This is a genomic window from Salmonella sp. FC25216, assembly GCF_057751355.1.
Map to the genome: position 1 here is coordinate 239897 of NZ_JBDGON010000003.1, position 21098 is coordinate 260994.

The 21098-nt window shown below is 54.8% G+C and carries 17 protein-coding genes and 1 other RNA gene; 8 read left to right on the forward strand and 10 right to left on the reverse strand.

The window, feature by feature from the left end:
* Window positions 1–23: 23 nt before the first annotated feature.
* From gcvP to AC3G3F_RS07395, 7 genes are all read right to left on the reverse strand, one after another.
* Window positions 24–2897, reverse strand: a complete 2874-nt coding sequence (gcvP, locus tag AC3G3F_RS07365; protein ID WP_080070965.1) for an aminomethyl-transferring glycine dehydrogenase — start codon at window positions 2895–2897, stop codon at window positions 24–26.
* A gap of 287 nt (window positions 2898–3184) precedes the next feature.
* Entirely contained in the window at window positions 3185–3574 is a 390-nt protein-coding gene (gene gcvH / locus AC3G3F_RS07370) for a glycine cleavage system protein GcvH (RefSeq protein ID WP_053508125.1), read from the reverse strand.
* 25 nt (window positions 3575–3599) lie between these two features.
* Window positions 3600–4694 carry a glycine cleavage system aminomethyltransferase GcvT gene (gene gcvT, locus AC3G3F_RS07375; protein WP_080169077.1) on the reverse strand — a complete coding sequence of 365 codons (1095 nt, stop codon included), beginning with the start codon at window positions 4692–4694 and terminating at the stop codon, window positions 3600–3602.
* 454 nt (window positions 4695–5148) lie between these two features.
* On the reverse strand, window positions 5149–6351 hold the full coding sequence (gene ubiI / locus AC3G3F_RS07380; RefSeq protein ID WP_058114565.1) for an FAD-dependent 2-octaprenylphenol hydroxylase: 1203 nt from the start codon (window positions 6349–6351) through the stop codon (window positions 5149–5151).
* A gap of 97 nt (window positions 6352–6448) precedes the next feature.
* Window positions 6449–7627: a 2-octaprenyl-6-methoxyphenyl hydroxylase gene (gene ubiH, locus AC3G3F_RS07385; RefSeq protein WP_218506140.1), complete on the reverse strand. Its 1179-nt coding sequence runs from the start codon at window positions 7625–7627 to the stop codon at window positions 6449–6451.
* Window positions 7624–8940, reverse strand: coding sequence for a Xaa-Pro aminopeptidase (gene pepP, locus AC3G3F_RS07390; protein WP_063390808.1), 1317 nt, complete (start codon window positions 8938–8940; stop codon window positions 7624–7626). The genes ubiH and pepP overlap by 4 nt, the downstream gene beginning before the upstream one ends.
* A 25-nt stretch (window positions 8941–8965) precedes the next feature.
* A complete protein-coding gene (locus AC3G3F_RS07395; RefSeq protein WP_000027236.1) occupies window positions 8966–9544 on the reverse strand; it encodes a YecA/YgfB family protein in 579 nt (192 codons plus the stop codon).
* A 166-nt stretch (window positions 9545–9710) separates the two neighbouring features.
* On the opposite strand from AC3G3F_RS07395, the gene zapA reads away from it, so the two are divergent.
* From zapA to AC3G3F_RS07410, 3 genes are all read left to right on the forward strand, one after another.
* Entirely contained in the window at window positions 9711–10040 is a 330-nt protein-coding gene (gene zapA, locus AC3G3F_RS07400; RefSeq protein ID WP_001276011.1) for a cell division protein ZapA, read from the forward strand.
* Between the two features lie 41 nt (window positions 10041–10081).
* Window positions 10082–10265, forward strand: a non-coding RNA gene (ssrS, locus tag AC3G3F_RS07405) — 6S RNA.
* A gap of 20 nt (window positions 10266–10285) precedes the next feature.
* The gene (locus AC3G3F_RS07410) at window positions 10286–10900 is read left to right on the forward strand and encodes a 5-formyltetrahydrofolate cyclo-ligase (RefSeq protein WP_053508132.1); all 615 of its coding nucleotides are present in this window, start codon (window positions 10286–10288) and stop codon (window positions 10898–10900) included.
* 362 nt (window positions 10901–11262) lie between these two features.
* Here the strand turns inward: AC3G3F_RS07410 and serA are convergent, their stop codons facing one another.
* Both serA and rpiA read right to left on the reverse strand, forming a co-directional pair.
* On the reverse strand, window positions 11263–12495 hold the full coding sequence (gene serA / locus AC3G3F_RS07415; RefSeq protein ID WP_001151631.1) for a phosphoglycerate dehydrogenase: 1233 nt from the start codon (window positions 12493–12495) through the stop codon (window positions 11263–11265).
* A gap of 265 nt (window positions 12496–12760) precedes the next feature.
* Entirely contained in the window at window positions 12761–13420 is a 660-nt protein-coding gene (gene rpiA / locus AC3G3F_RS07420) for a ribose-5-phosphate isomerase RpiA (protein ID WP_000189739.1), read from the reverse strand.
* Between the two features lie 153 nt (window positions 13421–13573).
* Here rpiA and argP point away from each other — a divergent pair, with 153 nt between their 5' ends.
* From argP to scpC, 5 genes are all read left to right on the forward strand, one after another.
* Complete coding sequence (gene argP, locus AC3G3F_RS07425; RefSeq protein ID WP_000828345.1) at window positions 13574–14467, forward strand: DNA-binding transcriptional regulator ArgP; 894 nt, start codon at window positions 13574–13576, stop codon at window positions 14465–14467.
* A 216-nt stretch (window positions 14468–14683) separates the two neighbouring features.
* A complete protein-coding gene (scpA, locus tag AC3G3F_RS07430) occupies window positions 14684–16828 on the forward strand; it encodes a methylmalonyl-CoA mutase (RefSeq protein ID WP_488394730.1) in 2145 nt (714 codons plus the stop codon).
* Window positions 16821–17816, forward strand: coding sequence for a methylmalonyl Co-A mutase-associated GTPase MeaB (gene meaB, locus AC3G3F_RS07435; RefSeq protein ID WP_023247139.1), 996 nt, complete (start codon window positions 16821–16823; stop codon window positions 17814–17816). The genes scpA and meaB overlap by 8 nt, the downstream gene beginning before the upstream one ends.
* Window positions 17817–17826: 10 nt before the next feature.
* Window positions 17827–18612: a methylmalonyl-CoA decarboxylase gene (gene scpB, locus AC3G3F_RS07440; RefSeq protein ID WP_023247138.1), complete on the forward strand. Its 786-nt coding sequence runs from the start codon at window positions 17827–17829 to the stop codon at window positions 18610–18612.
* A 16-nt stretch (window positions 18613–18628) separates the two neighbouring features.
* The gene (gene scpC / locus AC3G3F_RS07445) at window positions 18629–20107 is read left to right on the forward strand and encodes a succinyl-CoA:acetate CoA-transferase ScpC (RefSeq protein ID WP_023247137.1); all 1479 of its coding nucleotides are present in this window, start codon (window positions 18629–18631) and stop codon (window positions 20105–20107) included.
* On the opposite strand, the gene srsR is transcribed toward scpC, so the two are convergent.
* Complete coding sequence (gene srsR / locus AC3G3F_RS07450; RefSeq protein ID WP_023247136.1) at window positions 20093–20998, reverse strand: LysR family transcriptional regulator SrsR; 906 nt, start codon at window positions 20996–20998, stop codon at window positions 20093–20095. The genes scpC and srsR overlap by 15 nt on opposite strands.
* Between the last annotated feature and the right edge of the window lie 100 nt (window positions 20999–21098).

Below are 21098 nucleotides of genomic sequence, written 5' to 3' on the forward strand. Positions count from 1 at the left end.
AAACTTTTTTACAGCGGTAGTAATTACTGGTATTCGCTCATCGGTACGCAGGAACAGAACAGATTCCGGTCGCCATACACGTCATCAAGGCGTTTCACGGTCGGCCAGTACTTGTTCGCCACGCCCGCCGGGAAGACGGCAACCTCACGGCTGTAACCATGATTCCACTCCGCCGCCAGCTCATTTTGCGTGTGTGGCGCATTCACCAGCGGATTATCTTCCAGCGGCCACTCACCGGCTTTCACGCGCTCGATTTCCGCGCGAATCGCCAGCATCGCATTGATAAAGCGATCCAGCTCAGCCTTACCTTCAGATTCCGTCGGCTCTACCATCAGCGTGCCCGCGACCGGGAAAGACATGGTTGGCGCATGGAAACCGTAATCGATTAAGCGCTTGGCGATATCCAGCTCGCTAATGCCGGTCTCCTCTTTCAGCGGGCGAATATCAAGAATACATTCGTGCGCCACGCGGTCATCGCGACCGGTATACAGTACCGGATACGCGTCTTTCAGACGACTGGCGATATAGTTAGCATTCAGAATCGCCACCTGGCTCGCCTGTTTTAACCCCTCCGCGCCCATCATGCGGATGTACATCCAGCTAATCGGCAGAATGGAGGCGCTGCCGAACGGCGCCGCAGACACTGCGCCCTGGCGAGTCAGCATTCCTTCAATTTGCACCACACTGTGACCCGGCACAAACGGCGCCAGATGCGCTTTCACGCCGATTGGTCCCATCCCCGGACCACCACCGCCGTGCGGAATACAGAAAGTTTTATGCAAATTGAGGTGCGAAACGTCTGCGCCAATAAAGCCCGGTGAGGTGATACCAACCTGAGCGTTCATGTTCGCGCCGTCAAGGTAAACCTGACCACCAAACTGATGAACGATGTCACACACGTCACGGATCGTTTCTTCATAGACGCCGTGCGTAGACGGATACGTCACCATGATGCAGGAGAGATTTTCGCCTGCCTGCTGCGCTTTGGCGCGCAAATCGTCAAGATCGATGTTACCGTTCTTATCGCATGCCACCACCACCACCTGCATTCCCGCCATCTGAGCGGATGCCGGGTTGGTGCCGTGGGCAGATGCCGGGATCAGGCAGATATCGCGATGCCCTTCGTTACGGCTTTCATGATAGTGACGAATCGCCAGCAGCCCCGCGTATTCCCCCTGCGCGCCGGAGTTCGGCTGCATACAGACAGCGTCGTACCCGGTGAGTTTCACCAGCCAGTCAGAAAGCTGGCTAATCATCTGATGATATCCTTCCGCCTGCTCCGGCGGGCAGAACGGATGCAATTCGGCAAATTCCGGCCAGGTAATAGGGATCATTTCAGCAGCGGCGTTCAGCTTCATGGTGCAGGAACCCAGCGGGATCATCGCCTGGTTCAGCGCCAGATCTTTACGCTCCAGCGAATGCATATAGCGCATCATTTCGGTTTCGCTGTGGTAACGGTTAAATACCGGATGCGTCAGAATCGCGTCATCGCGCAGCATACTTTGCTGAATGGAGCGGCTATCAAGCGCCACGTCTTTATCCAGCGTTTCAATGTTCAGGCCGTGGTCATCGCCCAACAGTACCGTAAACAGTTGCAGGACATGGTCGCGGGTAGTGGTTTCGTCCAGGGTGATGCCCACCGCGTTATGAATATCGCTGCGCAGATTGATCTCTGCTGCTTCAGCACGCGCCAGTACCGCAGCTTTATCGGCCACTTCCACACACAGCGTGTCGAAGTAGTGCGCGTGGCGCAGCTTCAGCCCTTTTTGTTGCAGGCCAGCCGCCAGAATATCGGTCAGGCGATGGATACGATTAGCGATGCGCTTCAGGCCGACCGGACCATGATAAACGGCATACAGACTGGCGATGTTAGCCAGCAGCACCTGCGAGGTACAAATGTTGGAGTTCGCTTTCTCACGACGGATATGCTGCTCGCGCGTCTGCATCGCCATGCGCAGCGCGGTGTTGCCCGCCGCGTCTTTTGAGACACCGATAATACGGCCTGGCATGGAGCGTTTGAATTCATCTTTGGCGGCAAAGAATGCCGCGTGCGGGCCACCGTAACCCATCGGTACGCCAAAACGTTGCGCAGAGCCGAAAACAATGTCCGCGCCCTGTTTGCCCGGAGCTGTCAGCAGTACCAACGCCATAAAATCGGCGGCGACGCTGACAATCACTTTACGGGCTTTGAGTTCGCTAATCAGCGCGCTGTAGTCATGAATTTCGCCCGTGGTGCCTACCTGTTGTAACAGCACGCCGAATACGTCCTGATGATCCAGCACTTTTGCCGCATCATCGACAATCACATCAAAGCCGAAGGTTTTGGCGCGGGTGCGGACGACATCCAACGTTTGCGGATGGACATCAGAAGCGACAAAGAAACGGTTGGCATTTTTCAGTTTGCTGACGCGCTTTGCCATCGCCATCGCTTCAGCAGCGGCGGTCGCTTCATCCAGCAGCGAGGCGGAGGCCATGTCCAGTCCGGTCAGATCCAGCGTCACCTGTTGGAAGTTGAGCAGCGCTTCCAGACGCCCCTGAGAGACTTCCGGCTGATACGGCGTGTAGGCGGTATACCAGCCTGGATTTTCCAGCATGTTGCGCAGGATAACTGGCGGTAGCTGCACGGCGGTATAGCCCATACCAATGTACGACGTGAAGCGCTTGTTACGCCCGGCGATGGCTTTTAATTCCGCCAGTGCGGCATATTCGGTCGCCGCCTCGCCTACCTGCGGCGGGGTTGCGAGCTGAATGTCTTTCGGCACGATCTGGCCTGTCAGCGCGTTTAATGACTCGGCGCCGACGGTATTCAGCATCTCTTGCTGCTGCTCGGCGTCGGGTCCAATGTGGCGTTCAATGAAAGCGCCGCTGTTTTCAAGCTGGCTTAACGTCTGTGTCATGAGCGATGGTTCCTGAAACATGCAGTGAATCGTATTTGTCAGACTACGTTGCCCGGTGACGCTAGCGCTTACCAGGCCTGAGCATATAAAACGAATACGCAAAATCATTCGCGATGCAGGACGGCGGCGACGCAGAGAGTCCCCAGTAGCTTACATAAGTAAGTGACTGGGGTGAGCGAAGACAAACCGGCTACGCCGGTTTGAACAGCGCTTGCGCTGGCCCCGAAGGGGCGAGGCCTCAGGCCGAGTAAAGCTAACGCGCCTGCAGCGTGAAGGATGAAGCGTATTTACTCGTCTTCGAGTAATGCTTCGTACGCGGTGGCATCCAGCAGAGACTCCAGCTCGCTTTCATTGCTGGCTTTGATTTTAAAGATCCAGCCGCCGGCATACGGTTCGCTGTTCACCAGCTCCGGGGAGTCGCTCAGCGCATCGTTTACCGCCACGATCTCGCCGCTTATCGGCGCATAAATGTCGGACGCCGCTTTTACGGACTCCGCCACGGCGCAGTCGTCGCCCGCGCTTACGGTCGCGCCGACTTCCGGCAGATCAACAAAAACCATATCGCCCAACAGCTCCTGAGCGTGTTCAGTAATGCCAACGGTGTAAGTGCCGTCCGCTTCTTTACGCAGCCATTCGTGTTCTTTGCTGTATTTCAGTTCTGCGGGTACGTTGCTCATCAATCAATCTCCAAAAAAGGATGAATCACGCGACGGCTTTGCCGTTACGCACAAAAACAGGTTTAGTCACTTTTACCGGCATTTCACGGTTACGAATTTGTACAATCGCCGTCTCGCCGATGCCCGCCGGAACGCGCGCCAGCGCAATGCTGTAGCCCAACGTTGGGGAGAACGTCCCGCTGGTGATAATGCCTTCTTGCTGATTGCCCTGCGCATCGATAAAACGCACCGGCAGTTCATTACGCAATACGCCTTTCTCAGTCATCACCAGACCGACAAGCTGCTCATGGCCTTTTTCACGCTGCATCTCCAGCGCCTCACGGCCAATAAAGTCGCGATCCGTCGGTTCCCAGGCGATAGTCCAGCCCATGTTGGCCGCCAGCGGAGAGATACCTTCATCCATCTCCTGACCGTACAGGTTCATGCCTGCTTCCAGACGCAGCGTGTCGCGCGCGCCAAGACCGCACGGCTTCACGCCCGTCTCCACCAGCGCACGCCAGAAATCCGCCGCTTTTTCATTCGGCATGGCGATTTCATAGCCCGCTTCGCCGGTATAACCGGTGGTGGCGATAAACAAATCACCCGCCTGTACGCCGAAGAACGGCTTCATCCCTTCTACCGCGTTACGCTGCGCCTCGCTAAACAGCGTCGCCGCTTTTTCCTGCGCATTCGGCCCCTGTACCGCAATCAGCGACAGGTCGTCACGAACGCTGATGTCGATGGCATAAGGTTCAGCGTGTTGGGTAATCCAGGAGAGGTCTTTTTCGCGGGTGGCGGAGTTAACAACGAGACGGAAGAAATCTTCAGTGAAGTAGTAGACGATAAGGTCATCAATCACGCCGCCCGATGCGTTAAGCATACCGGAGTAGAGGGCTTTACCCGTCTTCGTTAGCTTCGCGACGTCGTTTGCCAGCAGATAACGCAAGAACTCCCGGGTGCGGCTGCCATGAAGATCGACAATGGTCATATGCGATACATCAAACATCCCGGCATCAGTGCGCACAGCGTGGTGTTCATCAAGCTGGGAACCGTAATGCAGGGGCATCATCCAGCCATGAAAATCGACCATGCGGGCGCCGCATAGCGTGTGTTGTTCGTACAAAGGCGTCTGTTGGGCCATCTTTTCCTCGTTGAATTAGCGGGGGCTAACAACCATTTTCATGGGAAATCTTCGCCACGAAACCTGACATCGACGCCCTTTTCCCTGCGCCGACGCAAACGTTCTCTTACTCCTGAACTTACCACCGAACCAGACGCTAAACCATAAGGCTGAATTTACCATCACATTAGCTTATGACTAAAAAACGCCAAAACCCCATCAGCACAAAAAACCACTATCACGATAAATGACCTCCATAAACAGCAAGCTGATACGATTTACCCCGACATGAATTAATATTAAATGCGGAAAAAATGTCGAAAATCGCGTTAGCTAAAAATGGTGACATTAGAAAATATAATGAGAAATAAGCGGTGAAATTAGATTATTTCAAATGAGGATAGCCCCCCGGCACGATAGCCGGGAAAGCAAAGTGTGACGGGTTTCAAACTCTTGCCGGCGTGCAGTCAAACGCTTAACGAAGCCATTGCGGAAGGTCGTTTAACCCCATCGCCTGGCGAAGCAGTTGGGGTTTGACGCCGGGGAGCGTATCGGCCAGTTTCAGCCCGATGTCGCGCAGCAATTTTTTTGCCGGGTTTTCTCCGGCAAACAGGTCACGAAAACCCTGCATCCCGGCCAGCATCATCGCCGCGCTATGTTTACGGCTACGCTCATAACGACGAAGATAAAGATGTTGGCCAATGTCTTTGCCCTGGCGCTGAAGACGGCGCAGATCGTCCACCAGTTCGGCCGCGTCCATAAAGCCGAGGTTGACGCCTTGCCCCGCCAGCGGATGGATGGTGTGTGCAGCATCGCCGACCAACGCCAGACGATGCGCGGCAAACTGGCGAGCATAGCGGCCCGTCAGAGGAAAGACCTGTCGTTCGCTTTCCACGCGGCATAAGCCCAGCCGATTATCGAAGGCGATAGTCAACGCCTGGTTAAACGCTTCGTCGCCGCTCTGTTGCATACGCTCCGCATCCTGCGGAGAAAGCGACCAGACAATGGAACACAGATGCGGATCGCTTAACGGCAAAAACGCCAGAATACCTTCACCATGAAACACCTGGCGAGCAACCGCGCCGTGCGGCTCTTCGGTGCGGATAGTCGCTACCAGCGCATGGTGTCGGTAGTCCCAGAAGGTTAAGGGAATATCCGCTTTGTTACGCAGCCAGGAGTTAGCGCCATCCGCGGCAATCACCAGACGCGCGGTTAACATCGCGCCGTCTTTTAAAGTCAGGAAGGCATCGTTCTCTCCCCAGGCGACCTGCTGTAACTCCGCTGGCGCCATTAAGGTGATATCCGCTGCTTGCTGCGCTTTCTGCCATAGTGCGTAGTGAATGACGCTGTTTTCAACAATATGCCCCAGATGGCTATATCCCATGCTTGCGTCATCAAACGTAATACGGCCAAAGCTGTCTTTATCCCAGACTTCCATACCGTGGTAGCAACTTGCCCGCCGCGCCACAATGTTTGACCATACGCCAAGACGGGTAAGCAGTTTTTCGCTGGCGGCATTAATCGCCGACACCCGAAGCTGAGGCGGCGCATCGTTCGCCAACGGCTGGGGGACAACGTGATCCAGTACCGCAACGCGCAAACCGCTCCCCTGCAAGCCGCAGGCGACAGCCAGTCCCACCATGCCTCCGCCAACTATTGCTACATCAACACTTTGCACTATTTACTCCTGGTAAAATGACGCCTTTCGTAGATCTGATAAGCGAAACGCCATCAGGGCTTGTACAGCGCCTGCCGGATGGCGGCTTACGGTTAACTTATCGCGCGACCCAGCCAAGCGTACGCTGTGCCAGCGCATCGCGCGCAGGCGGTAATAATTCCATCGCCATTAAACCAATATTGCGCCCAATAACCAGCGGCGCCCAACGATTTGCAAACAGATGGACCAGACTGTTCGTTACGCCAATCGTCGTATCCCGGTCAACCTGACGACGCTGCTGATAGCGCGATAACACGTGCCAGGCGCCAATATCCTCGCCCGCGTCCTGTGCCGCGACCAGCGTTTCCGCCAGACTCATGACATCGCGCAGACCGAGATTAAACCCTTGTCCGGCGATAGGATGCAACGTCTGCGCCGCATTTCCGACCATGACAGCCCGGTGAGTAAACGCTTTCGCCGCCGTAGTAAGGGCAAGCGGATACGCGCTGCGATTACCCGCCTGAGTAATTCGCCCCAGACGCCAGCCGAACGCGGCCTGCAACGCATGACAGAACTGCGCGTCAGACCAGCTCAGCACCTCATCGCGCTGGTCGAGCGGGTGGCACCAAACCAGCGAACATCGGCCGTGCGACATCGGCAACATCGCCAGCGGGCCATGGGGGGTAAAACGTTCAAAGGCGCGTCCCTGATGCGGGATAGCGGTCGCGACATTCGCTATCACCGCTAACTGTTCGTAAGGCTCCTGAAGCCAGTCAACGCCGCAGGCTGACGCCAGCGCGGAGTGGGTACCGTCAGCCGCCACCAGAACGCTGCCAGCTATCACATTGCCGTTTTCCAGAGTGACGTTAACCTGCTGCTGGGTACGCGACACGCTGGCTACGCGCTCCGGGCAGTGCAGCGTAACGCCCGGCGCTTTACGCAAGAGCGCAAACAGACGCAGCCCGATATCATGCAGCTCCGCAACGTGACCCAACGCTGCCAGGCTGTAATCCTGCGCGTCGAGAGTCACAAATCCGGCATGACCGCGATCGCTGACGTGTACGGTGTTGATTGCCGTTGCGCAATCGGAAATCGCCTGCCAAACGCCAATTCGCGCCAGTTGCTGGCAAGTGCCCGCCGCCAGCGCAATCGCTCTGGCGTCAAAGCCGGGATGACCGTCGGCTTCAGGCGCTTTCGCTTCAATCAGATGTACCGGCAACGTCCCATGACTGAATTGAGAGATGGCCAGCGCCAGCGTCGCGCCTGCCATGCCGCCGCCAACGATAATGACGCTCATTGCTGCCGCGCCGCCGCCATTAACGCTTCAATGTCATCCGCCTTCTTCACAACGCCAGCGGTCAGGTTTTCATTACCGGTTTCGGTAATGACAATGTCATCTTCAATTCGAACGCCAATGCCGCGATACGCTTCCGGCACGTCGGCATCCGGCGCGATATAGAGGCCTGGCTCTACAGTCAGCACCATGCCCGGCTCCAGGATGCGGGAGCGATCCGGCCCATAAACGCCGACATCGTGAACATCCAGCCCCAACCAGTGGCTCAAGCCATGCATAAAGAAGGGACGATGCGCGTTTTCGGCAATCAGTTGATCAACCTCTCCTCGCAAAATCCCCAGCTTCACCAGCCCGGTTATCATGATGCGCACCACTTCGCCGGTTACTTCCTGAATAGAAGTACCAGGACGAAACAGTCGCAGGCTGGTCTCCAGCGATTCCAGAACGATGTCATAAATTTCACGCTGAGCTGGCGTGAATTTCCCGTTCACCGGGAAAGTACGCGTGATATCGCCCGCGTAACCTTTATATTCACAGCCTGCGTCGATAAGCACTAAATCGCCGTCGCGCATTTCACTTTCGTTTTCAGTGTAATGCAGGATGCAGCCATTTTCGCCGCTGCCGACAATGGTGTTATAAGACGGATAGCGCGCGCCGTGGCGATTAAATTCGTGGTGAATTTCACCCTCCAACTGATACTCAAACATCCCCGGACGGCATTTTTCCATCGCGCGGATATGCGCCAGCGCGCTAATTTTCCCGGCGCGGCGCATGAGTGCAATCTCTTCCGGCGATTTGAACAGGCGCATCTCATGGACGATAGGTCGCCAGTCAGTCATGGTGGCCGGCGCGGTCAGATTCTGGCGGGAGCCTTTACGTAGCTTCTCCAGCGCAGCCAGAACAATCTCGTCGGCATACGCATATTCGCCCTGCGCGTGGTACACCACATCCAGACCGTTAAGCAATTGAAAGAGTTGCTGGTTGATTTCGCTAAACGCCAGCGCCCGGTCAACGCCCAGTTTTTCCGGCGCGGCATCCTGCCCTAAACGGCGACCAAACCAGATTTCCGCCGTCAGGTCGCGAACGCGGTTGAACAAAACGCTGTGGTTGTGGGTGTCATCACTCTTAATCAGTACCAGCACGGCCTCCGGTTCGTTAAAACCGGTGAAATACCAGAAGTCGCTACTCTGGCGATACGGATATTCACTGTCTGCGCTACGCGTCGCCTCCGGCGCGGCAAAGATCAGCGCGGCGCTGCCGGGCTGCATTTGCGCCAGTAATGCCTGGCGACGACGTTGGTATTCCTGCTGAGTCATGACATGGCCTCCATTTCGTTTTTTCTTAGTGTAGCGTCGGTTTACGCACTTCCGGCGCAGTCGGCTGTTGGCGCGTGAAAGTGTCATGACATAACAGCGCCGCAACACGGACATATTCAATAATCTCTTCGAGCGACATCTCCAGCTCTTCCTGATCTTCGCTCTCATCATAACCAAGCTGCGCAATATTACGCAGGTCGTCAATCGCTTCACCCGTTTCGCCGGTGACTTTATCAAGTTTAGGCTGCGTTACGCCGAGGCCAAGCAAAAAGTGGTTAACCCACCCGGCTAACGCATCCGCGCGATCAAACACGCTGACATCGTCGCCTTCAGGCAGATAAAGCTGAAAAAGAAAGCCGTCGTCTTCCAGCGCGTCGCTGGTCGCCGCGTGCATTTTGCGCAGCGCCTGAGCAAGCTCATGCCCGAAGGCCAGACCTTCGTTCGTCAGGTCGTGAAGCAGCGGCTGCCATGAGCTGTCGTTGTTGCCGCCGCAAATCATCCCGCTGATTAAACCATGCATTTCAGCCGGGGTCAGACCGGCCCCTTGTTGATTCAAAAACCGGTTCATTTCGTTGTAACCAGGCATTTCGTTCTGTATAGACATAAGCATTCGTCATCAAAGGGAGGATATTCATGGTATGCTACCACTTTGGACCCTGGTGAACCAGAAAAGGGCTTGTATCTTCACACCAGGGTAGCTATAGTGTCGCCCCTTCGCGGACCCTGGGTCTGGAGACGAAGGCAGCGCAGTCAATCAGCAGGAAGGTGGCATGTCTGCACAACCCGTCGATATCCAAATATTTGGCCGTTCACTGCGAGTGAATTGCCCGCCTGACCAAAGGGATGCGTTGAATCAGGCTGCGGACGATCTGAATCAGCGGTTGCAAGATCTGAAAGTTCGCACTAGAGTCACAAATACTGAGCAGTTGGTTTTCATTGCCGCATTGAATATCAGCTATGAGTTAACTCAGGAAAAAGCGAAGACCCGCGACTACGCGGCGAGCATGGAACAACGTATTCGGATGCTACAACAGACCATCGAACAGGCGTTGCTTGATCAGGGTCGCATAACCGAAAAAACGGGCCAAAACTTTGAATAACACTTTTCGCTTTACTATGGTAAAGTGATTGTGAAAACAGAATTTCTCTGAGATGTTTGCAAGCGGGCCAGTCCCCTGAGCCGATATTTCATACCACAAGAATGTGGCGCTCCGCGGTTGGTGAGCATGCTCGGTTCGTCCGAGAAGCCTTAAAACTGTGACGACACATTCACCTTGAACCAAGGGTTCAAGGGTTACAGCCTGCGGCGGCATCTCGGAGATTCCCCTTCTGACTGGCGACAGCCATGATGCAACTTCCTGAACTCTCTTTATCACGACAAGAAATCCGCCGAGTGATTCGGCAACGTCGCCGTGCGCTGACGCCAGAGCAGCAACGCCGCTTTGGTCAACAGGCCGCCGCCAGAATGCTCAGTTTTCCTCCTGTCGTGATGGCGCACACTGTCGCCGTGTTTCTCTCCTTTGACGGCGAACTCGACACCCAGCCGCTGATAGAACAGCTTTGGTTATCAGGAAAACGGGTTTACTTACCGGTACTGCATCCATTCAGCGCTGGTAATTTGCTGTTTTTGCATTACCATCCGCACAGCGAACTGGTAACCAATCGTCTGAAAATTCAGGAGCCTAAGCTGGATGTGCGCGACGTTTTACCGCTCTCCCAACTGGATGTGCTGGTGACGCCGTTAGTGGCGTTTGACGACGACGGACAGCGTCTGGGGATGGGTGGCGGTTTTTATGACCGTACGCTACAAAACTGGCAGTCTTATGGTTTGACACCGGTCGGCTATACGCACGATTGCCAGCGCGTCGAAAAACTGCCGGTTGAAGAGTGGGATATCCCTCTACCTGCGGTAGTGACGCCGTCAAAGGTGTGGACCTGGCAGGCCCATTCTCCTGATTGACAGCGTCGTTTTTTTGACCTAAATTCGTCGGTAAAGGGTGAGGGAGGCGAACCTCCCTCCTGCGTTTGTGCTGTTAATATGCTGGCGTAGCGATGATTAACAGTATCAGCAGTATGATGACGTACCTCATCATTGTCCCTTTCCTTTCATAGCCCCTGCTTCGGTAGGGGCCTTTCCGTTTCAGCCCAGTGCTGACCCCTATCGTAAGTTTCTTTTTCTCACACACAATGCACGGCAAAGCCTTTAATCACCCATTGCGGCCAAGCTCGAAAACAGAATGTATACGTTACAAAAGGTTCAACCAGGCAGGGAAACAGAGGAAAAGTTCGGGCAGACCGACGACCTGCCCGTGAAGGGTAAAATCAGTACAGCAGACGGGCGCGAATGGTGCCCGGAATCGCCTTCATCGCCAGCAGCGCTTTCTCCGCCACATCGCCATCGGCTTCTATATCAATCACCACATACCCCATTCGGGCGGAGGTTTGCAGATACTGCGCGGCAATATTAACGCCCTGCTCGGCAAAGATCTGGTTAAGCGCGGTCAATACGCCCGGACGGTTTTCATGAATGTGCATCAGACGACGACCGCCGTGCAGCGGCAGCGACACTTCCGGGAAGTTCACGGCGGAAAGCGTCGAGCCGTTATCCGAATACTTAATCAGTTTTCCTGCAACTTCCAGACCGATGTTTTCTTGCGCCTCCTGCGTCGAGCCGCCGATATGCGGCGTCAGGATCACGTTATCGAATTCGCACAGCGGAGAGGTAAACGGATCGCTATTAGTGGCCGGCTCCGTCGGGAAGACGTCGATAGCCGCCCCCGCCAGATGTTTCGTCGCCAGCGCGTCGCACAAAGCCGGGATGTCCACCACCGTACCGCGCGCGGCGTTAATCAGCAGCGAACCGGGCTTCATCAGGGCAATCTCTTTTGCGCCCATCATATTTTTGGTAGAGGCGTTTTCAGGTACATGCAGACTGACCACATCACTCATATTCAGCAATTCAGACAGGTGCTGTACCTGAGTTGCATTACCGAGCGGCAGTTTATTTTCAATATCATAGAAATAGACATGCATCCCCAGCGATTCCGCCAGAATGCCCAACTGCGTCCCGATATGGCCGTAACCGATAATGCCAAGCTTTTTGCCGCGCGCTTCGAACGATCCCGCCGCCAGTTTATTCCATACGCCGCGGTGCGCTTTGGCGTTCGCTTCCGGCACGCCGCGCAGCAGCAGCAATAGCTCGCCAATCACCAGCTCCGCCACGGAACGGGTATTCGAGAATGGCGCGTTAAAGACCGGAATACCGCGTTTTGCCGCCGCATTTAAATTCACCTGGTTGGTGCCGATGCAAAAACAGCCAATCGCCACCAGCTTCTCTGCGGCATTAATCACTTCCTCTGTCAGATGAGTACGGGATCGCAGACCGATGAAGTGGGCATCGCGGATGGACGCTTTCAACTGTTCAGCGTCCAGCGCGCCCTTGTGATATTCAATGTTGGTGTAACCTGCCGCACGAAGGCTTTCCAGCGCCTTTTGATGCACCCCTTCAACCAGCAGAAATTTAATTTTATCTTTCTCCAGCGATACCTTTGCCATTTCCCCGATCCTGTCTGTTTTGCCATCTGATGTTGTGTGTGGATTTGCATCCGTCCTTCAACATATCAAAAAAAATTATCGCGGCAATATGAACGTTTGCGCCAGCGTCCTGAAGGAATCGCATACAGCGGGAAATAGCAGATGAAAATGCCAGGAATAACTTTTTCTTTGGAGAGATCGGCAGGGCAAACGATTAAACGTGATACATGTCACCAAATTTGCCCTGACCGAATTTTTTACGCGGCAGGAAATGCGCCTGGCAGGATTATTTTACGATGGTTTTCACCCCGTCCGGCGTGCCAATCAATGCAACATCGGCGCCACGGTTGGCGAACAGCCCCACGGTCACGACGCCCGGAATCGCGTTAATGGCATTTTCCAGCGCGATGGGATCAAGGATTTCCATACCATAAACATCCAGAATCACGTTGCCGTTATCCGTGACCACGCCCTGACGGTACTCCGGACGCCCGCCCAGCTTCACCAGTTGACGAGCGACCGCGCTGCGCGCCATCGGAATCACTTCGACCGGCAATGGGAATTTGCCAAGAATATCCACCTGTTTAGAGGCATCCGCAATACAGATAAATTTCTCCGCCACGGAAGCAATAATTTTCTCACGGGTTAATGCCGCGCCGCCGCCTTTGATCATCTGCATATGACCGTTGATTTCGTCCGCGCCGTCGACATAGATGCCCAGGCTATCCACTTCGTTGAGATCAAACACATGAATACCGAGGCCTTTGAGTTTTTCAGTCGAGGCGTCCGAGCTGGAGACCGCGCCTTCAATCTGGCCTTTCATTGTGCCCAGCGCATCAATAAAGTGTGCGGCCGTTGAGCCTGTACCAACGCCCACAATGGTGCCGGGCTGTACATACTGAAGTGCCGCCCATCCTACCGCTTTTTTCAGTTCATCCTGCGTCATAGATCGTTTCGCCTGTGGTGTGAAAATTCAGCCGCATTATAGAACATTGTCGGGAAAAATCTCCGTGTCCGTACACAGGCTACGGATTTCATCTGTACCGACGGCAAATTTATGTCATAGTGCGGAAAAAAATATCAGGAGCACGACACAACAATGAAACGTCCGGACTACAGAACACTACAGGCGCTGGATGCCGTTATACGTGAACGAGGATTCGAGCGCGCCGCCCAGAAACTGTGCATCACGCAATCCGCCGTCTCACAGCGCATAAAACAGCTTGAGAATATGTTCGGACAACCTTTGTTGGTGCGTACCGTTCCTCCTCGCCCCACCGAGCAAGGGCAAAAATTACTGGCTCTGCTGCGTCAGGTTGAACTGCTGGAAGAAGAGTGGCTGGGCGATGAACAAACCGGCTCTACGCCGCTGCTGCTGTCGCTGGCGGTTAACGCCGACAGTCTGGCGACCTGGCTGCTTCCGGCGCTGGCGCCGGTGCTGGCGGACTCCCCTATCCGTCTCAACTTACAGGTGGAAGATGAAACGCGCACGCAAGAACGTCTGCGTCGCGGCGAGGTGGTGGGCGCGGTGAGTATCCAGCATCAGGCGCTGCCCAGTTGCCTGGTGGACAAACTGGGCGCGCTCGACTATCTGTTTGTCGCGTCAAAACCGTTTGCCGAGCGCTATTTCCCCAACGGCGTTACCCGTTCGTCCCTGCTGAAAGCGCCTGCCGTCGCGTTCGACCATCTGGATGATATGCATCAGGCCTTTTTGCAACAGAATTTCGATCTGCCGCCCGGCAGCGTGCCGTGCCATATCGTTAATTCATCCGAAGCTTTTGTACAGCTTGCGCGGCAGGGCACGACCTGCTGCATGATCCCTCACCTGCAGATTGAGAAAGAGCTGGAAAGCGGCGAGTTGATCAACTTAACGCCCGGTTTGCTACAACGCCGGATGCTTTACTGGCACCGTTTTGCCCCGGAAAGCCGGATGATGCGCAAAGTGACCGACGCGCTGCTGGAGTACGGGCACAAGGTGCTGCGTCAGGATTAGCCTTTCTTATTAATGCCGGATGGCGGCGTGAACGCCTTATCCGGCCTGCATGACCCATTATTCCCCCATCACTTCTTTGAAATTCATCACAAAATCATTACATTCAGGCGGCAAAAAACGACGCGCCGTTGGCTATTTTTTGCAGGCGACAAGGCGATTCAAAACGCTCACCGTATTAGCAAATCTTCATTTTCATTGCGTAATACGGAGCGAAAAATGGCTAATTTACAGGCGTGGCAAACGCTCGCCAATAAGGAGCTAAGCCGACGGGAAAAAACCGTCGAATCGTTGATACGGCAAACAGCGGAGGGCATTGCCGTTAAACCGCTGTATACCGAAGCCGATCTTGATAATCTGGAGGTCACCGGTACGCTGCCCGGCCTGCCGCCTTACGTGCGTGGTCCACGCGCCACCATGTACACCGCCCAGCCATGGACCATTCGTCAGTATGCCGGATTCTCCACCGCCAAAGAGTCCAACGCCTTTTATCGTCGCAACCTCGCCGCCGGGCAAAAAGGCCTTTCTGTCGCTTTTGATCTGGCGACCCACCGTGGTTATGACTCTGATAACCCGCGCGTGGCGGGCGATGTCGGTAAAGCCGGCGTGGCGATTGATACCGTCGAAGATATGAAAGTGCTGTTCGACCAGATCCCGCTGGATAAGATGTCAGTATCGATGACGATGAACGGCGCAGTATTGCCGATAATGGCGTTTTATATCGTCGCAGCGCAGGAGCAAGGCGTCGCGCCTGAACAGCTCACCGGGACAATACAAAACGACATTTTGAAAGAGTATCTGTGCCGTAACACCTATATCTATCCGCCAAAACCGTCCATGCGTATTATCGCCGACATCATCGCCTGGTGTTCCGGGAACATGCCGCGCTTTAACACTATCAGCATCAGCGGCTATCACATGGGCGAAGCTGGCGCGAACTGCGTGCAACAAGTGGCATTTACCCTGGCGGACGGTATCGAATACATTAAAGCCGCCCTTTCCGCCGGGCTGAAAATTGATGATTTCGCTCCGCGCCTGTCGTTCTTTTTCGGTATCGGTATGGACCTGTTTATGAACGTTGCCATGCTGCGCGCCGCACGCTATCTGTGGAGCGAAGCAGTGAGCGGTTTCGGCGCGACCAATCCCAAATCGCTGGCACTACGTACCCATTGCCAGACCTCCGGCTGGAGCCTGACCGAGCAAGACCCTTATAACAACGTCATTCGCACCACCATTGAAGCGCTCGGCGCCACGCTTGGCGGCACCCAGTCTCTGCATACTAACGCCTTTGATGAAGCGCTCGGCCTGCCGACCGACTTTTCGGCGCGTATCGCCCGTAATACGCAGATCATTATTCAGGAAGAGTCGGCGATCTGCCGCACCGTCGATCCGCTGGCGGGCTCATATTACGTCGAGTCACTCACCGATCAGATCGTCAAGCAAGCCAGAGCGATTATCAAACAGATCGACAAGGCGGGCGGCATGGCGAAGGCGATCGAGGCTGGATTACCGAAGCGGATGATCGAAGAAGCCTCCGCCCGCGAACAGTCGCTCATCGACCAGGGCGAACGCGTTATCGTCGGCGTCAACAAATACAAGCTGGAAAAAGAAGACGAGACGGCAGTACTGGAAATTGATAACGTGAAGGTGCGCAACGAGCAGATCGCCGCGCTGAAACGCATCCGCGCTACTCGCGATAACCGTGCGGTGAAAGCTGCTCTGGAAGCGCTGACTCACGCGGCGCAGCATCATGAAAACCTGCTGGCCGCCGCCGTCGAGGCCGCCCGCGTTCGCGCCACGCTGGGGGAAATCTCCGATGCTCTGGAAGCGGCGTTTGATCGCTATCTGGTGCCCAGCCAGTGCGTTACCGGCGTGATTGCGCAAAGCTATCATCAGTCCGATAAGTCTGCCGGTGAGTTTGATGCCATTGTTGCGCAAACTCAGCAATTTCTCGCTGACACAGGGCGCCGTCCGCGCATCCTGATCGCCAAAATGGGCCAGGACGGCCACGATCGCGGAGCAAAAGTGATCGCCAGCGCCTATTCCGATCTCGGTTTCGATGTCGATCTCAGCCCTATGTTCTCTACCCCAGACGAGATCGCCCGCCTGGCGGTGGAAAATGACGTTCATGTCATAGGTGCCTCATCGCTGGCCGCCGATCATAAGACATTAATTCCGGAGCTGGTGGCAGCACTCAAAAAATGGGGCCGCGAGGACATCTGCGTGGTGGCGGGCGGCGTGATCCCGCCGCAGGACTACGCTTTCCTTAAAGCACATGGCGTGGCGGCAATTTATGGTCCCGGCACGCCGATGCTGGAGAGCGTACGCGATGTTCTGACCCGGATTAGTCAGCATCATGATTAACGATACCACGCTGATAGACGCCGTCACGCGCCTGCGTCAAGGCGATCGCGCCACGCTCGCGCAAGCGATGACGCTGATAGAAAGCAGCCATCCTCGTCATCAGGAACTTAGCGCGCGCCTGCTGGATGCCATTATGCCTTTTACCGGTAACGCTCTGCGGCTGGGGATCACCGGAACGCCAGGCGCCGGAAAAAGCACATTTCTGGAAGCCTTCGGCATGTTATTGATTCGCCAGAACTTACGCGTGGCAGTTATTGCCGTCGATCCCAGCAGCCCGGTAAGCGGCGGCAGTATTCTCGGCGATAAAACCCGAATGACAGCGCTTTCGCGATCGGACGCGGCGTTTATTCGTCCCGTCCCTTCCGGCGGACATCTGGGCGGTGCCTGTCTGCGCGCGCGGGAGCTGATACTGCTGTGCGAAGCGGCAGGCTATGACATCGTCATCGTCGAAACCGTAGGCGTTGGCCAGTCGGAAACGGAAGTCGCCAATATGGTGGACTGTTTTATTGCGCTACAGATCGCCGGTGGCGGCGATGATCTGCAGGGGATTAAAAAAGGCATTATGGAGGTGGCGGATCTGATCGTCATTAATAAGGATGATGGCGATAATCGCGGCAATGTGGCTATCGCCCGCCATATGTATGAAAGCGCGCTGCATATCCTGCGCCGCAAGTATGCCGAATGGCAGCCGCAGGTTCTAACCTGTAGCGCCCTGCAAAATCGCGGAGTCGACCAGGTATGGCAAACCCTCTGTGATTTCCGCTCTACCCTTGCCGCCAGCGGCCGTCTGGAGCAGGTACGCCGTCAGCAGGCGCTTCACTGGTTACAGCAACAAACGAAAGAACAGACGTTGCATATGCTGTTTGCCCGCCCCGATTTTGCGCGCTATTTCCAGCACACGTTGCAGGCTGTGAAAAGCAACGATCTTTCACCGCGCACCGGTCTGCGGCGCATTAGCGAATTTCTACAGAATCATTACTTTCAATAAAGAGATTATTATGTCTTATCAATATGTTAATGTCGTTATTATTCAAAAAGTCGCGGTCATTGAATTCAATTATGCCCGTAAACTTAACGCCCTGAGCAAAGTCTTTATTGATGATCTGATGCAAGCGCTAAGCGATCTTAATCGTCCAGAAATTCGCTGCATTATTCTGCGCGCGCCCAGCGGCGCAAAAGTCTTTTCCGCAGGCCATGATATTCATGAATTGCCCAGCGGACGGCGCGATCCGCTGTCTTATGACGATCCGCTACGTCAGATCACCCGCTTGATCCAGAAGTATCCCAAGCCGGTGATCTCAATGGTAGAGGGCAGCGTTTGGGGTGGCGCGTTTGAGATGATCATGAGCTCCGATCTGATCATCGCCGCCAGCACTTCCACTTTCTCCATGACGCCGGTGAATCTTGGCGTACCGTACAACCTGGTCGGCATTCATAACCTGATCCGCGATGCGGGATTCCATATCGTTAAGGAGCTAATTTTTACCGCGTCGCCAATTACTGCCCAGCGCGCGCTGGCGGTCGGCATTCTTAACCATGTTGTTGAAGCCGACGAACTGGAAGATTTCACGTTACAAATGGCGCACCATATTTCAGAAAAAGCGCCGTTGGCCATAGCGGTGATAAAAGAAGAACTGCGGGTGCTGGGCGAAGCGCACACCATGAATTCTGATGAGTTTGAACGCATCCAGGGAATGCGGCGCGCCGTTTATGACAGCGAGGATTATCAGGAAGGAATGAACGCTTTTCTGGAAAAACGTAAGCCCCATTTCGTGGGGCACTGAGGGTGAGGATCACGCGATGAAAGTCTCCTGGCCAACAATGAGCGCCGATGACGCGGCGGAAATCATTCAGCATAACGATATGGTGGCGTTCAGCGGCTTTACCCCCGCCGGTTCGCCCAAAGCGCTGCCTGCCGCGATCGCCAGACGCGCCAATGCGCTGCACCAAATGCGGCAGCCTTTTCAGATTCGATTATTAACGGGCGCGTCTATCAGCGCCGCCGCCGACGATGCGCTGTCGGAGGCTGATGCGGTCTCCTGGCGTGCGCCCTATCAGACCTCAACCGGCCTGCGCCAAAAAATTAATCAGGGGCAGGTAAAGTTTGTCGATCTGCATCTGAGCGAAGTCGCGCAGATGGTTAACTACGGCTTTTTTGGCGACATCGACGTGGCCGTTATCGAAGCCACAGCCATTACCAGCGATGGGCGCGTCTGGCTGTCCAGCGGTATCGGCAATGCGCCGACCTGGCTGCTGCGGGCCCAAAAAGTGATCATCGAACTGAATCACTATCATAACCCGCGCGTCGCCGAACTGGCCGATATTGTCATTCCCGGCGCACCGCCGCGGCGCAACAGCGTCGCTATTTTTCATGCGCTGGATCGGGTAGGTCATCAGTACGTACAGATCGATCCGCGCAAAATTGTCGCGGTGGTAGAAACGAATCTTCCCGATGCTGGCAACGTGCTGGATAACGCCAACCCCATCTGCCAGCAGATTGCCGATAATGTGGTTACGTTTCTGCTTAATGAGATGGCGCAAGGGCGCATCCCGGCAGAATTTTTACCGCTGCAAAGCGGCGTGGGCAACATCAACAATGCGGTGATGGCGCGACTTGGCGAAAACCCGGATATTCCGTCCTTTATGATGTATTCCGAAGTGTTGCAGGAGTCTGTGGTGCATCTGCTGGAGACAGGCAAAATCACTGGCGCCAGCGCCTCCAGCCTGACGGTTTCCGCCGACTCGCTGCAAAAGATTTACGATAATATGGATTTCTTCGCCAGTCGTATCGTGCTGCGTCCGCAAGAGATCTCCAATAATCCAGAAATTATCCGGCGGCTTGGCGTTATTGCGCTGAATGTCGGCCTGGAGTTTGACATCTATGGACATGCCAACTCCACGCATGTCGCCGGCGTGAATCTGATGAACGGTATCGGCGGCAGCGGCGATTTTGAGCGTAATGCTTACCTCTCTCTCTTTATGGCGCCGTCCGTCGCCAAAGGAGGAAAAATTTCCACCATTGTGCCGATGTGCAGCCATGTCGATCACAGCGAACACAGCGTTAAAGTGATCATTACCGAGCAAGGCATTGCCGATCTACGCGGACTCTCTCCTCTGCAACGCGCACATACCATTATTGATCGCTGCGCGCACCCGCTTTACCGCGACTATTTGCGCCGTTATCTGGAAAACGCGCCCGGTGGTCATATTCACCACGACCTCAGTCACGCTTTTGATCTTCATCGTAACCTGCTGGAAACCGGATCAATGCTCGGTTAGTTCGTCCCCGTCGCGATCTTCGGCGATATGCCGGAGCATCGTGGCGGTATGGCGATGGTTTTTCAATGAATAAAGATATTCCTGCATGTACATTGGGCTGTGCGGCGCATCAAAATATTTCAGTTTTGCCGGATTCACCAGTCGCCAGGCGAAATACGGAATGACCGTCAGGAACTGACCGCGCTCCACCGCGCTTATCTTGGCCATAAAACTGTAAGGACGGTAAATCACGGTAGGGTTGATGCCGCAGGGTCGCATGTAGGCATCCAGCATCGCTTCGAAATTGGCCCGGTTCTGGAAACGCATTTGCAGCCAGGGCAGTTCACGCAGCAGCGCCTGCGGCTGCTTGTCTTCATACCGCCGGGAAACCAGAAAGCCAAGACGTAACGGCGGCAGCTCGCTAATCGTCAAATTTTCCAGATCCTGCACACGCGCCGATACATGCTGAGGCGAAATAATAAAGTCGAGCTGCCTGTCGAACAGATTATCAATTACGCCATTTTCGCTGAATTCGATGGCCTGCGCCGTCACGCCGTCATATTTGTCGCCCAGGCTAATCAACTGATCGAAGATAATGGTTGGATACGTATTATCAATGCCTATCACGATGTTACGTGAACGGCGCCCCGCGTTATGAATCTCATTATCGATGGCCGATAAACGTTGATAGATGGGAAAGAGTGTTTGATAAAGTTCCTGCCCCGCTTTATTCAGGCTGATACTGTTATCTTTACGAGTAAACAGCGTATAGCCCATTTGATCCTCCAGCGCGGCGATGCTTTTACCGAAAGGCGAGGCCGTCATGTGAATTTTCTCCGCCGCCCTGGCAATATTATTGGTCTGCGCCAACAGAATGAAATTACGCATTTTTTTAGAAATAAAGATATCCATAGTCACCTCAGAAAATCACTATGGTCTATCCTCTTTCAACGGGAAAAAAAGACTGGATGCCAGGTCGCAGTTTTACAGTTGCTCACACAAAAACGACAAG